This window comes from Sulfuricurvum sp. (assembly GCF_030691015.1).
Taxonomy (GTDB): Bacteria; Campylobacterota; Campylobacteria; order Campylobacterales; family Sulfurimonadaceae; genus Sulfuricurvum.
On record NZ_JAUYFF010000001.1, the window covers coordinates 37,332 to 51,594 of the forward strand.

The following is a 14,263-nucleotide window of genomic DNA, read 5'->3' on the forward strand; positions in this document are numbered from 1 at the left end:
CAAAACTAAAAAGGAATACCGTTTTGCTATAACTTTTTGATATGTAACCGTTTGAAAGTTTTTTCCCTCTAAAAAAGGGAAAAGTATAAGAAAAGAGGAGTAAGTTAAGAGTCCAGTCTGCAACGCACCGATGCTTCGTGCGCTCCAAGCCCTTCGGTCTGGGCAATAAGGGCACACGCTTCACCGATTTCATTGATCGCTTGGCGCGAAAAAGAGATAATAGACGATTTTTTCATAAAATTTTCAACTCCGAGAGGCGAATAGAACTTCGCTGTTCCTCCGGTCGGGAGTGTATGATTCGGCCCTGCAACATAATCACCAATCGCTTCGGGAGTATAATGACCTAAAAAGATCGCCCCTGCGTGTTTAATAGACGGCAAGAGAGCAAAAGGGTTGTCGGTAGCGACTTCAAGGTGTTCAGGGGCAATCTCGTTCATCAGACGTACTGCCTCTTCCATCGACTCTGTCACGATAATAGCGGCACGTTCCTCAATCGATTTACGGGCAATGACTTCACGCGGAAGTTTTTTGAGCCAATTTTCGATTTCAACCGCACACGCATCCGCAAATTTCTGCGACGGGGTGATCAAAATGGAACTTGCCATCTCATCGTGTTCCGCCTGAGAGAGCAAATCGATCGCAATATGTACCGGATTAGCCGAATCATCTGCCAATACGCCGATCTCACTCGGCCCTGCGATCATATCGATATTCACCTCACCGAACACCATTTTTTTCGCCGTTGCGACAAAAATATTTCCCGGTCCGGTGATGACATCGACTTTAGGGATCGTCGCTGTACCGTATGCCATAGCCGCAATTGCGCTGGCACCGCCTACTTTAAACACTTCACTAACGCCGCACAAATGGCATGCCGCCAAAAGAAGCTCATTGGGTTCATTATCCGGTGTCGGTGTCGTTACGATGATACGCTCAACTCCCGCTACTTGTGCCGGTATAACGTTCATAAGCAATGAACTCGGATAGGCTGCTTTTCCCCCCGGAATATAAAGCCCCGCTCGATCGACCGGAGTCACTTTTTGCCCCAAAATTGTCCCGTTGGCTTCCGTATCAAACCAGCTTTTAGGGAGCTGTTTTTCATGGTAGCTGCGTATGCGGTCATACGCTAAATGCAAGGACGCCTTAAGCGTCGGGTTCAACGCTTCATAGGCTCTTTTCATATCGGCCGTATCAATGCGCAGCTCAGCTCCGCACGAGGGATTCCAGCGATCGAATTTTGAAATATGACGAAGCAATGCCGCATCATCTTCCGAGCGAATCTCGTCAATAAGTCCTTTAACGATCGAGGATACATGTTCCATATCCATCTTTCCACGTCCTAAAAGTTCGCCGAATACGGTATCAAATTGTGCATCATTGGTATGAATAAGGGTCATAAATTATCCTTTTTTACTTACTTCGTCGTACTTTTTTTGTACTCTTGTTTGACAATATCAAGCGCTTTTAGAAAATCTGCACTCTCAACAGCCCCCATAATCGGTTCGAACATCGGCGATTTTCCTTTGATAAACCATGTTGCGGGTGTCCCTTGTGTCATCAGAGACGGCGGTACCGTCCCCTCATCAACAACACCCTCATACGCGACAAAATCACGATTTAGTATTGCAACGATTTTCGGGTTTTTCAACGTATTTTGTTTTAGAACATCACACCATCGGCACCCGTTTTTAGTCACAAGAACCATCAAAGGTTTTTGCTCTTTTATCCCCCGTTCAACCGCTGAGCCAATATCTTTCTCCCACTTAATATCCGCTGCAGATAATGTGACTGCTGACAATAGCATTATTAAGAATAATTTCATCATCATTATTTCACCTTTTTCAAAATCTCTTTCGCAATATCCGAAAGCTCTTTATTGCTGACATCGATAACAATATCGGCCACTTTTTTGTAAAGAGCTGAACGCTCATCATAAAGTTTTATAGCTTTATCGACATCTTGGAACAGAGGACGTTTACGTAATTTTTTTTCTGCATCCGGATGCTCAAGGATACGGCTATGAATCGTCTCAAACGGTGCCGACAAATAGACTACCGTCCCGATCTTTTTTAGATTCGGTACTTTAAAAAAACCGCCTCCCGTAGAGATCAGTGTTCCCCGTACCTCTTTTTGGAGCCACAGTGCCACCTTCCGCTCTAAGGTGCGAAAATACTCCTCACCCTCTTTAGCAAAAATCTTTTTGATACTGCGATTTTCCATACTCTCGATAATATCGTCAGTATCCAGTGCCACTAAATCAGACTGCTTTACTATTTCACGTGCTACAGAGCCTTTACCGACTCCCATAAAACCGATTAAAACGACATTTTTCATAAATTCTCTACTGTTAGTTTATAATGGTGTAATCATATCACGCATTTACTTAGGAGTGCTTCTTGACTCAAATTCACACTATTTACACTAAAGAACAACCCACTGAAAATTCAGAAATTTTTTCAACACTTTTTCAGAACGACTCGATCAAAATCGAATCGATAAAGTCATGGCTAAAAACACCGGGAGAATTCTATAACCAAGATCACGATGAATGGGTACTACTTTTAAGCGGAGAAGCCCGGCTCGAAATTGAAAATAACTCTTTCAATCTGAAAGCCGGAGACTATTGTTTTATTTCTCGTAACACGCTCCATCGGGTACTCTCTACCTCTAAAGGTGCCTTATGGATTGGGATTTTCAGCTCTTAAACTCATTAATACGAGCAGAGAGAGACTGTGCTACCTGAACCAATTGTTTGGAATCATTTTGAATCTGATCAACACTTTTTTGGTTGGCTTCAGAAACCGTATTGATTTCCGAAATTTTCTCAATGATCCATTCGATATGTCCTACCACCTCAACCGAATCATTGTAAGAGCGTTCCGCAACAGCTACCGAGCGTTCCATCTCCGCTGATGTTGCGGAAATTTTATCCTCGACTTCATTCGAAATAGCCGTCAGTTCATTCATACTTTTAGCGTTCTCACCCATTTTATCACTGACATCATTGATCGCTTGAACAATCGTGCCGACACTGATCTCAATTTCGGTCAAGCTCTTTTGGGTTCGCTCTGCCAATTTTCGGACTTCATCGGCAACAACGGCAAATCCTCGTCCATGTTCTCCTGCGCGTGCCGCTTCAATGGCTGCATTCAACGCTAGAAGATTTGTTTGATCGGCGATATCTTTAATGACACCCAGAACGCTTTTAACTTGATCCGCATCATGCTGTAATGAAACAAGCCGTGAAGACATCTCATGCTCTGTTTCAATATAACCTTCAACCTCTTCTACCAATTTAGACAACGCATCTTTTGCTGTTACCAGTTCACCGTTTGCATTGGCGACATTCCGTTGTGTTTGTTCCGAGACCGAAATCGCTCCGGAGAGTATCTCTTTAATAGAATGACTTTTTTGTGTTGTCGCTTCAACTATTTGTCTCTCTTGTTCTACGCCATCTGAAATCGTCCGTGTTGCTTCGGTAATAGTCGTCGCAATCATCGAATTTTGACGTCCTAAGTCTTTAACTTCATTCACCGTCTCTTGTACCATCGATACAAAATTATTGACTGCTAATGCCGCCGCCGAGAATTCATCTTTTTTATTCGCGTCAAGACGTTTGGTCAAATCTTTATCACCGCTTACCAATTCACCGATACGGTTACGTAACCCCTCAAGCGGAGTCAATACCTCTTTTCCGAAGAAAAGGTTCAATACCGAAACGAAAACGATAACTACAATACTTAATGCGATGAGAAGTATCGTTTCCGTTTTACTGATCTCAGCATCATTTTTCTCCAGTGAGATCACCAAGTCCATAACCCCGAGGACATCACCCGTCTGAATATTCGTATGACATGCCAGACATCTCTCTTCCGCGATAAGCGGTTGCAATAGACGAATCGTATGGGTACCGTTCGTCTTTTCAGCAATATACGGTTTTTTCGATTTAAAAACTTCTTGGATTAACGGCTCATCGGTAAATTTCGAATCCGGTGCCAGTAGTTCAATAACGGCTTTTGATTTTTCCACTTTCAATGCTTCAATACCGTCAATTTTTTGGGCATTGGCTATCGCTTCGGCAACAATGGCCGGATCACCGGCTAACATACTCCCCGTGAGCGTTTGAAAAATAGACTCACTCAACATATTAAGAGAACGTTTCGCCGTGTCATTTGAAAAGTCATGAAACGTTGTCGTTAAATACCAATAAATTGTTCCCAGTCCTAAAAAGCTGAAGAGCAATGTTGTAAAAATTATTTTGGATTTGACTGTATCAAACATACAAGACCTCATTGTTATTAATTGTGCGATTATTGTACCGTATATCGATCGCCTTTGCGCGGTAAATTTACAATTCCTTGTGCAGTTTCCATTTTAATCGGTAAATTCATCGGTCGGCGCATAGATATAGGATCCACTTTACTCACACTGAAATGAAGATGGGGGCCGCTGCTGTATCCCGTATTACCGGAATAGCCTATCAAATCCCCTTTAAAAACTTTCTGACCGATCACCGCAATCGCGCCCCCTTGTTTCAAATGATAGTAATTCCCCATCGTTCCGTCACGGTGTTCTACAATAACGTAATTGGCATATTGTCGATACTCAGGAGTCGCACCGCCTTGATTACTCCCCCCTTCCGCTCCCACAACGATCCCCTCACGCGCAGCATAAATCGGTGTTCCGACCGGAACCGGAAAATCAACCGCATACGCCGAGAGCCCTTTATGAGACGTCTCTCCGTGATATCCTTGGGATACATGGACATTTGAGCCTTTGAGGAATGGAAGTTTATAGATATAGTCATTTTGATGAACCGCAAATGCAGACCCTCTCACCCAGCCATAGGATGAGCGGTAATCTGCGCCCAAAGCGTGAGAAATACGGGAAAGTTCCAATACTCTTTTTTTACTTCGCCCCGGAATCTCAATAAAAAGGGGAAGTTTGCTAAGGGTTTGAAGATTGTTGAGAGATTCAAAATCGATACTCATCGTTACCGTGTAGGGATTTAGATTTTCAGCCTCAAATTCATATCCCCCTACCCCATTGGACTCCGCACTCAATATAACACTGTTACGGGAACCGATTTGAGCCGTTTTTTTAACGCCTGAGACTTCAGAGCGCTTTAGAATGCGTAGATGTTCTTCGTATGCTTGTTCTTGCTCGATGGCAATTTGGATACTTTTTTGCTCCAGAGCTTGCTCATCACATAACGCTTCAATCGATTTGATCGAATGGTGCGGGTAGTTTTTTCGATAAAATTCAATCACTTCAGATCGGATTCTGGGATGATGCAGAGGATCTAAGGCCACCGTTACCAAATCTTCAAAGCTTTTTTTATCAGACTGCGTCATAGCCGCATTTAATGATTTTCGGTACAGTACATCAATAGATTCTTTGGTTCGTGCTAACTCACGAAGCTCTTTTAGATAGGCGCCCAGTATCTCTTTATCGATCTCTTTTGTAGAGGAAAGTTCCCGCCCCACACTCAAAGTTGCATCAACCCCGTTCAAAAAATTCCGTAATAGATTTTTATTGGGTTCCATCACCGGTTTCTGACTCAGTTTTTCAATGGAAGCGGTACTTTTTTGAAGCGGTTCGGCAAGAGTATCAAATACAAGGGGAGCGGGTGCGGCAAAAAGGGCAAAAAAACAGCTAAAAAGTACAATACTGATACGTACCAAAACCGACTCCACTTTTTTTAATTCTAACATTATTCCTCTAAGGCTATAATATCGTCAATTTTAAGTGTGGGGTAAACGCAATGTCCGTAAAAATTTTAGATGTGATGAAACCGGGAGTGATTTTCGGTGACGATGTTCAAAAACTCTTTGAAATTGCAAAACAAGAGGGATTTGCACTCCCTGCGGTCAATGTAGTCAATACCGACTCGATCAACGGTGTCCTTGAAGCGGCTAAAGTAGTTAATTCTCCCGTTATCATCCAATTCTCCAATGGCGGAGCGAGCTATTACGCCGGAAAAGGGATCAGTAACGAGAATGAAAAAGCGGCCATCGCAGGAGCCATTGCCGGAGCCATGCACGTTCATGCCATGGCGGAACTGTACGGTATCCCCGTCATCTTACACACCGACCACGCGGCACGCAAACTTCTCCCGTGGATCGATGCTCTACTGGATGCGGGTGAAAAACATTTTGCCCAATACGGCAAACCACTTTTTAGCTCCCACATGCTCGACCTCTCCGAAGAGTCTTTAGAAGAGAATGTCGCGACATGCGTAGAGTATATGAAGCGTATGGACAAAATCGGGATGACGTTGGAGATCGAACTCGGCGTTACCGGAGGAGAAGAAGACGGAGTGGACAACAGCAGTATCGACAACGCCCTCCTCTATACTCAGCCTGAAGATGTCGCCTATGCGTATGAGAGACTCAGTGCCGTGAGTGAGCGTTTCACCATCGCCGCATCATTCGGAAACGTCCACGGTGTCTACAAACCGGGTAACGTCGTTCTCACTCCGATCATCCTCAACAACTCCCAAAAATACATCAAAGAGAAATTCGCTACCGCTTCCGATAAACCGGTAAACTTTGTATTCCACGGCGGTTCAGGTTCTACCCACGAAGAAATCCGTGAAGCGATCGGCTACGGTGTTATCAAAATGAACATCGATACCGATACTCAATGGGCAACATGGGAAGGGGTCAAAGATTATTATGAGAAATACAAAGCTTATCTCCAAGGGCAAATCGGAAACCCGGAGGGTGAAGAAAAACCGAATAAAAAATACTACGACCCTCGTAAATGGCTACGTGACGGACAAGTGACGTTGATCAACCGTGTTAAAGCGGCATTTGATGATTTGAATGCGATCGGTCGAAATTAATTAGAAGAAACTCTCCCGCTCAAGCGGGAAAGTAAAGAAAACTATTTCGTGTAGGTAATTTTCGCTTTTTCGCGAAGCGAACCCATTTTATTCTCCATCGCTTCTTTAAACTTATCCATTTTTATCCGTTGTTCTATAAAGCTTTTGACACTCTCAAATCCCAATTTTTTAGCCGGTTTTTTCTCTTCGATATAAATGATGTGATAACCGAATTGACTTTGTACCGGCACAGAGGAGATGGACCCTTTTTTCATTGCAAATGCCGCATCATTAAAAGAGGGAACCATCTGTCCGCGAGGGAAATAACCCAAATCTCCCCCTTTTGCCGCACTCGCTCCTATCGATTTTATTTTGGCTTGTACTATAAATTCCTGTTTAAGTTTTTCACCGCGTAATGGTCTCAGCGTTGCGATGATTGCCTGCGCTTCTGCTCTGCTTCTTAGTAAAATATGACGGGCATGAATTTTCTCTTTATCGATAAACTCATTCGGATTTGCATCAAAATAGGTTTTGACCTCTTTGGCATCCACTTTAATCGCCTCGAACTGCTCTTGTTCCCATATTTTTGTAGCAAGTTGTACTTTTAAACGAGCTACCAATGCTTCAAGTTCTTGTTTATACTCTTTAGAATCAAGAATTCCGATCCGTTGCGCATCATCATACACCAGCTCTTGGGCAATCATACCCTCAATGATCCGATGACGCAATTCGTTTTGTTTATCGCCGGAAAGAGAGTCAAAACGCCCCTGAGTTCCCTCAATCAAAACTTTGTTCACCTCAGACGAGGTAATGTGATTGCCGTTAACGCTGACCAATACAGCCCCCGATGCAGTGTGAGCAATGAGAAATAAACTCAGAGTCAATGCGGCATAATAGCGTTTCATCCTCTTTCCTTTTCCCTTTAAGGGGTATCGTATGAAAGTGCCATATTGCTGCATCCAAGTGCGACATGGGCACGACATGCTTCGGCGTAGAGGGTTGATGCTTTGTATTTGTTTTGTGCTATCACTTCTCCTTTTTCATACATGACACCGAGGATATAACACCCCTCACCGTTTCCGCCCTCGCATGCTTTCCTAAATACCTCAGCGGCATCAAAATACCGTTTGTGTTCAAGCGCCATTTTCCCCTCATCGATCGCATCGGCAAAACACACTGATGCAACTGCTGCTATGACAAGTCCCATACTCTTTTTCATAATTCCATTTCCTTGTTTTTTGATGTTTTAATACTAACTTTGACCCTATAAGTATTATTGTTTATGGGCACTCCTTTGATCGGATTTATTCGGAATAATCGTTACGGAACAGGTCATCCCGGCAGAGAGGGTTAGCCCTTGGGGGACTTCATCAATACGAATCCGTACGGGAATCCGCTGTGCCAGACGAACCCAGGTAAAGATCGGATTGACATTCGCCAAAAGGCGGCCGTCCGTCACATTGTCACGATCCGAAATTCCTCGTGCGATACTCTCCACATGCCCTTTCAGAATATATTTCGTCCCCAACATCTTCATCTCAGCTTTATCTCCGATATGGATCAGGGAGAGTTTATGCTCCTCAAAATAGCCATAAACCCAAAACGAACCGCCCGTAATAAGAGCCATATGCTTTTCCCCGGCATCCAGATAGTCCCCTCGACGCAACAGCAGATTGGATACCCACCCATCGGTAGGGGCACGGACGGAAGAGCGCTCAAGATCGAGTTTCGCCGTTTCTACCTGTGTCAATGCCTCTTCATACCGCGCATGCGCCATTTGAGTATCAAAATGGGCGTTATCACGGCTTTCGGCCGATACGACCTCATTATCCGCACCATTGCGTCGCGCAGACTGGTGTTTTTTCATCTCATACTCGGCTTTTCGGGTTTGGGCGATTGCCTTGGCTTCATGCAACGCATGTAAAAACCGCTCTTCATCGATTTGATAGAGCAGTTCCCCTTTTTTAACAAACTGATTATCGACAACGGCGACACGACTTACCAGCCCCCCGACATCGGGTGCGATCATAACGACATCAGCGCGAACACGGCCGTCTCGTGTCCATGCACTGTTCATATAGTTGTCCCACAGCATCAGCCCTAAAAATACGGCCAAAGAAAGGACCGAAAAAGTGATGGCAAAGCGTAAAAACTTTGATAATTTATTATTTTTATTCATTTCAGTTCCTTAACGATAAATAAGTAAACAAGGTGCTGTAAACAAGCAAACAAACACCGCTGTCCGAAAAAGGCCAGGATGCCAAACATGATTGTAGATACCCCCATCCGACATCACACGATCCAGTAAAATCTGAACAACGGCACTCACCACGAAAATAGGGAGAAGAGTCGGCATTTGAATCCCGAACAGTGTTATATCTAATGGCATGAATCCTCCGTAACAACTGGAAATGTTGCTGAATTTAGCAAGACCGTACGGATAAGTCCCAATTCGACAATGAGTCTCTGTATCCGCTTCCTTTGTCCTTTTTGGCTAGGCAGTTGAAATGAATGAAGTTCTTGAAGACTTTTTTCTAATATACTGAGCAGTTCATTGCGCCCTAACGGTGACGGAGACTCAAAATACTCTTTGATCGACTCTAAGGCGGTGTCGATACTGCTGTGATGATACTGTCTATAAAGGCGCTGAAGGCTTCGTCGAATTGCTAAAATCGCTCGGCCGATCTCAAGCGTAGAGAGGAGCCATTCGTAAACGAGACGGCTGGAACGCATGTTAAGACGCCCCTGCGTCGAAAACTGCTGAACAAGATCGCGTCCGGTACTCTCCAAGGCGCTTCGTTCAATATTCAACGGACCGACACACACCTCTACGATTTGGCGGCGTAATACCTTCGCAACTCTGTATTGCGTCAGCGAGCATGACCAAAAATTGACCAGCAGATAGGCAAGACCGCCGAAAAGTATGCCGATCAATGCGGCCAGCGAACTTTCCATAAATTTGGTCGGTTCGATTTTATAATAGGGATCGAGAGCGCATTGACTCATAAACATAAATACGAATCCAAATGTAAAAACAGGGAGTTTCGGCTTGGTTGTCATCCATCCTATGAATGCTAACGTCGGTGCAAGGAGGAGAGCCAGGGTTAAAAAATCGGAGGTATAGGCCGGTATCAGATAAAAATCGTAGACGGCGGCAAGTATGAGTGCAATAAGCGCTCCTTTGAAAAAATCTTTGACCCCATCAAGAGGGCTCGGAAGTGTCCCGAGCAACAATCCGATAACAACCGCCATAGTAATACTCAGCGTAGCGTAAGGCCATGCCGTCCAAATCCAAAACAGCATGGTTAGAAGTAATACGCCGCTTCCGCGTAACGCAGCAAGCGCTACGAGTACATTGTCGGTATGCGTCGAAAACCGTATTGAGCGACTGAGCTCGAACGAAGTATTACCCGATAAACGGTGTTTAAGCAAAGAGAGATACGTAGCACAATGATGGTGTAACTCGCTTACGAGACGTCCAATCAAATACGCCGCCGATATAAAATCATCGTCCCCTTCTTTAAGACTCTTATGCTCCGATTCCGAACGTTCTTGGATCGTATTTTTCACCTCTAAAAGTTTTCGAATAACACTCTCTAAATCTTCCGGATTCAGGAGTGTTTCGGGGAGTGTTTTTAATGCGGATGCAATGGGATCGTACAGACGTTCCAACGCACTCAGCACCTCCGTTTTTTCATGATTTTTTATCGCGGCAATGATGCTTTTGAGCGAATGGAACGTCGTTGATAGGTTCATATACTCATGGTTAAGATGCTGATAATGCTGCCGCCCTTTCCGATCGCTTCCGCTCTCAAAACTGCTGTTAATCCGAACCGCATTTAGTCCGACAACCCCGTTTGAAAATCGACTGACAGCAGGATTGGCATCATCAAATGCGGCAAAAACCGATTGGGGATCGGACAAGGTAGAGAGGATATTATAAAACCGCTCCTGCTCACTCGTAATCAATGAATCCAAGAGACGACGGGGGAAAATAATATCGCTCACCACAGTTGCACACATGATACCGATGATGACTTCAGAAAAGCGTGAAACAGCGATGTCAAAGACATCAAGCGGTGTCTCGATGACCGGAAGGGCAACGATACACAACGTGTATCCGGCCAAAACAAACCCGTAAAATTGAAAATTGCGATATTTGAACCCCGCCGCAGTAGTCAAACCGATCCAGAGGGCAAAAAAAGCGATGAACCAGAGGGGATCTTGTGAAAACATCCCGATAATTACAAGCGATATTCCGACTCCGGCAATCGTTCCCAACACCCGATAATAGCTTTTGGCGAATACGAGTCCGCTTTGAGGCTGCATTACGATAAAGACGGTAAAAATAGCCGTTCGCGGATCGGGCATATTCAGTTTCATCGCAATCCATAGGGCTAATAGCGCAGCAATGAGGGTTTTGGCCATATAGATGAGAACCGGGGCATCGATTGTGAGCCACTCCTGCAGTGTCCGTTGCCATGGAAACGATTTCAAGGATACAAAAAATGGGCTATAGGCTCCCATTGGTATCCTCTTTTAGGGCATATCCGCCCCCTAATGCTTTGATTAGATTAATTTGGATCAACGCTTTTGTTTCATCTAAAGAGAGTCTCTCTATTTCCCCCTCAAAAACGATTTTTTCTGCCGAGAGGTAAGGGAGTTTAGTGCTCAACCCCTGTAAAAGCTGTTTACGGGCAATTTCCCTGTTCGCTTTTTTAGCCTCCATTTCGTCCTCATGAAGTTGCCGCTGCGATTCGAGATGTTTCGATTGTTTGAGTAACACAACCACCTCATTGGCCGCTTTGATGAGGGCCTGATTGTAGTCATAAACGGAAGCGTTGTAATCGCTGACGCTGTTTTGCAAATGGGACTTTCGCTCTCCCCAATCCAAAAGCGGAAGGGATAACGCAATCCCGGCGGATGGGGTGAGCGAAGAGTGATCGAGAAGTTTGCTCCAGCTAAACGAGGTAAAGCCGATAAGTCCGGAGAGGCTGATGTTGGGATAGAACTCGGCTTTCCTCTCCTCTATGGTATGGCTTTTACTCAAAGCCGTATAGAGTGCGACGGCAACGTCAGGACGGTGGGCTACGAGGTTCAGCATCACCTCTTTTGGCAACGGAGCGGCAAACGCTTCATTAATCCGTGGAGCCCTTAGGGACTGTGCGTATGAGGGGAGAAATCCCCCCAGAACACAGAGCGCCTCTTTTTTCCCTTCGATAGAGCGTTTCAATCCCTCCATCCGTTGTGCTATCTGCAACCGTGAACTTTTTTTGTCGTTGATGGCAACAGCATCGATTAATCCCAACCGATATTGCTTTTCAACAATTCTGAGTTCCTCACGATTCGTTTGCTCCATCGCAGCTAATACACTTAGCTTTTTCTCATCGATATTCCATGAGAGGTAGGTTTCACACATGGCACTCGATAAAGCAATTTTGGCTGCTTCCAAGAATGCTCTTTGCGCTAAAGCCCCATTTTTAGCGGCCATTATGCGTGAACTTCGAGCGTTCCAAAAGTCAAAATCATACTCCAATGTTAATGCCGGCTGATATTGATTGTTCGTACTTCCTCCCAGCGGCGGCGGAAAAATATGATGTTCACTAAAACGTTCCCGAATCACACTTGCATTGGCCGAGATATGAGGTAAATTACGCGATTGAACCGATTCGATAATCGCGTTTGCTTGCGCATAGCGTGCTTCGAGACTTTTAAGTGAGGGCGCATGGGAGAGGGTTTGATCTAAAATTAGATTGAGTTGCTCATCACCATAGCCTCTCCACCATTCCCGTATCAGAGGGGTATCGTTATGTTCAAAAAAAGGAAGATTTTTTTCCGTATCACGACTAAGAGTTGTTTCTTCAATCGGCGTTGCTTTTTGAATTGCAGGGACACACCCCACCATAAAAAATGCCGATACTAAAGCAATCAGAAACCTTCGGTAGTCCATTATTTTGTGCTTTTTAGGTTCTTATAAATCAATTGAAGCATATGTGAAAGCTCCTCTTTTTGAGCATTTGACAGCCCGTGTAAAGCTTTATCCATAACATCTTCACCCATCTGTACGAGCAATTTTTGTAGTTTTTCCCCCTCAGGAGTGATGGTTACAAGGTAAGCTCTTCGATCGTTCTCTTTTGCCGTCCGCTTTACCAAACCCTTGAGCTCCAGTTTATCCAGCATAAGGGTGAGATTGGATTGTTCAAAGTACGTATCCTGCGCCAGCTCTTTTTGAGTTAGCCCGTCTTTTTCACACAAACGGACCAAGATAACACGATGGGCATAGGAGAGTCCATAGGGTTTAAGTTCTTTTTCAAACTCGTTCTTGAGTACATTGCGTGCTTTTGCGATGAGAAATCCTATCGACTTATCGGATTCAAAACTCATACTAATCCCTTTTGTAAAATTTTCGGGATTGTAAAGCAATAGAGCTTAAATAGTTATTATAATAACTATTATATTAATAATAAAATAAATACAACGACGAACAACCCTAGGAAAAAATGCTAAAAACTAAAAAGAAGTGTTTATGAAATAGAATGGTAAAAGGGATAAAAGTGTTCCCGCGTAGGTGCGGGAACATATAAGAATGAAGATTATTTGGTATAGGTGATTTTTGCTTTTTCGCGAAGTGAAGACATTTTTTTCTCCATGGTCGCTTTAAACTTATCCATTTTCAAACGTTGCTCAATGAAATTTTTAACCTCATCAAAGCCCAATTTTTTTGCCGCTTTTTTATCTTCGACATAGATAACGTGATAACCGAATTGACTTTGTACCGGAGCAGACGACATTGTCCCCTCTTTCATAGCGAATACGGCATCATTAAACGAAGGGACCATTTGCCCGCGTGGAAAGTAACCTAGATCACCACCCTTCGCTGCGCTTGGTCCTGTTGATTTGGATTTAGCCTGTGCAATAAACTCATTTTTGAGTTTCTCGCCGCTAAGAGCTTTCATACTTTTAATAACCGCTTGCGCTTCCGCTGCAGTTTTAACCAAAATATGACGGGCACGGATTTTCTCTTTATCAACGAACTCGTCAGGATTGGCATCAAAATAGGCTTTGACCTCTTTGCTATCTACTTTAATCGCTTCGAACTGCTCTTGTTCCCACACTTTTGCGGCAAGTTGAATTTTTAATCGGCTCACCAATGCTTCCAACTCTTGCTTATACTCTTTGGATTCAAGGACACCCGTACGCTTTGCATCGTCATACACTAACTCTTGGGCAATCATCCCCTCGATAATACGCTGACGCAATTCATTTTGTTTATCGGCAGGAAGAGAATCAAAACGACCCTGAGTTCCTTCCATCAATACTTTATTTACTTCTTCAGAGGTAATTTCATCTCCGTTAACAGTCGCTAAAACAGCAGCAGAACCACTTGTAGCGCTCAACAATAAACCCAAAATCCAAGCGGCATAATATCGCTTCATT

15 protein-coding genes are annotated in these 14,263 nt (G+C 44.1%); 2 read left to right on the forward strand and 13 right to left on the reverse strand.

The genetic code is table 11. The features are described from left to right. Positions 1 to 104 precede the first annotated feature (104 nt). The 3 genes from hisD to Q8O20_RS00155 are packed head-to-tail and all read right to left on the reverse strand — an operon-like array spanning position 105 to position 2,334. On the reverse strand, positions 105 to 1,397 hold the full coding sequence (gene hisD / locus Q8O20_RS00145) for a histidinol dehydrogenase (RefSeq protein WP_304739561.1): 1,293 nt from the start codon (positions 1,395 to 1,397) through the stop codon (positions 105 to 107). Positions 1,398 to 1,414: 17 nt separating this feature from the next. Continuing rightward, entirely contained in the window at positions 1,415 to 1,828 is a 414-nt protein-coding gene (locus Q8O20_RS00150; protein ID WP_305529501.1) for a thioredoxin fold domain-containing protein, read from the reverse strand. Further along, entirely contained in the window at positions 1,828 to 2,334 is a 507-nt protein-coding gene (locus Q8O20_RS00155) for a shikimate kinase (RefSeq protein ID WP_305529502.1), read from the reverse strand. The genes Q8O20_RS00150 and Q8O20_RS00155 overlap by 1 nt, the downstream gene beginning before the upstream one ends. Before the next feature lie 62 nt (positions 2,335 to 2,396). Between Q8O20_RS00155 and Q8O20_RS00160 the strand changes: the two genes are divergently transcribed. Then, positions 2,397 to 2,705, forward strand: coding sequence for a cupin domain-containing protein (locus Q8O20_RS00160; protein WP_305529503.1), 309 nt, complete (start codon positions 2,397 to 2,399; stop codon positions 2,703 to 2,705). On the opposite strand, the gene Q8O20_RS00165 is transcribed toward Q8O20_RS00160, so the two are convergent. Beyond that, positions 2,695 to 4,281: a methyl-accepting chemotaxis protein gene (locus Q8O20_RS00165; protein ID WP_305529504.1), complete on the reverse strand. Its 1,587-nt coding sequence runs from the start codon at positions 4,279 to 4,281 to the stop codon at positions 2,695 to 2,697. The genes Q8O20_RS00160 and Q8O20_RS00165 overlap by 11 nt on opposite strands. A gap of 29 nt (positions 4,282 to 4,310) precedes the next feature. Next, complete coding sequence (locus tag Q8O20_RS00170; RefSeq protein ID WP_305529505.1) at positions 4,311 to 5,714, reverse strand: M23 family metallopeptidase; 1,404 nt, start codon at positions 5,712 to 5,714, stop codon at positions 4,311 to 4,313. A 50-nt stretch (positions 5,715 to 5,764) separates the two neighbouring features. On the opposite strand from Q8O20_RS00170, the gene fbaA reads away from it, so the two are divergent. After that, on the forward strand, positions 5,765 to 6,847 hold the full coding sequence (gene fbaA / locus Q8O20_RS00175) for a class II fructose-bisphosphate aldolase (RefSeq protein WP_305529506.1): 1,083 nt from the start codon (positions 5,765 to 5,767) through the stop codon (positions 6,845 to 6,847). Between the two features lie 41 nt (positions 6,848 to 6,888). On the opposite strand, the gene Q8O20_RS00180 is transcribed toward fbaA, so the two are convergent. The 8 genes from Q8O20_RS00180 to Q8O20_RS00215 form a co-directional block, all read right to left on the reverse strand. Beyond that, a complete protein-coding gene (locus tag Q8O20_RS00180) occupies positions 6,889 to 7,731 on the reverse strand; it encodes a peptidylprolyl isomerase (RefSeq protein ID WP_305529507.1) in 843 nt (280 codons plus the stop codon). Between the two features lie 17 nt (positions 7,732 to 7,748). Continuing rightward, positions 7,749 to 8,045 (reverse strand): hypothetical protein, encoded by a 297-nt coding sequence (locus tag Q8O20_RS00185; RefSeq protein ID WP_305529508.1) that lies wholly within the window; start codon positions 8,043 to 8,045, stop codon positions 7,749 to 7,751. 54 nt (positions 8,046 to 8,099) lie between these two features. Next, positions 8,100 to 9,005 (reverse strand): HlyD family secretion protein, encoded by a 906-nt coding sequence (locus Q8O20_RS00190; RefSeq protein ID WP_305529510.1) that lies wholly within the window; start codon positions 9,003 to 9,005, stop codon positions 8,100 to 8,102. Positions 9,006 to 9,014: 9 nt separating this feature from the next. Continuing rightward, a complete protein-coding gene (locus tag Q8O20_RS00195) occupies positions 9,015 to 9,215 on the reverse strand; it encodes a DUF1656 domain-containing protein (protein ID WP_305529511.1) in 201 nt (66 codons plus the stop codon). Continuing rightward, positions 9,206 to 11,353, reverse strand: a complete 2,148-nt coding sequence (locus Q8O20_RS00200; RefSeq protein WP_305529512.1) for an FUSC family protein — start codon at positions 11,351 to 11,353, stop codon at positions 9,206 to 9,208. Before Q8O20_RS00200 ends, Q8O20_RS00195 begins: the two co-directional genes overlap by 10 nt. Next, on the reverse strand, positions 11,340 to 12,776 hold the full coding sequence (locus tag Q8O20_RS00205; RefSeq protein WP_305529514.1) for an efflux transporter outer membrane subunit: 1,437 nt from the start codon (positions 12,774 to 12,776) through the stop codon (positions 11,340 to 11,342). Before Q8O20_RS00205 ends, Q8O20_RS00200 begins: the two co-directional genes overlap by 14 nt. Continuing rightward, entirely contained in the window at positions 12,776 to 13,210 is a 435-nt protein-coding gene (locus Q8O20_RS00210) for a MarR family winged helix-turn-helix transcriptional regulator (RefSeq protein WP_305529516.1), read from the reverse strand. The genes Q8O20_RS00205 and Q8O20_RS00210 overlap by 1 nt, the downstream gene beginning before the upstream one ends. A 209-nt stretch (positions 13,211 to 13,419) precedes the next feature. Beyond that, a complete protein-coding gene (locus tag Q8O20_RS00215) occupies positions 13,420 to 14,262 on the reverse strand; it encodes a peptidylprolyl isomerase (protein ID WP_305529517.1) in 843 nt (280 codons plus the stop codon). Between the last annotated feature and the right edge of the window lies 1 nt (position 14,263).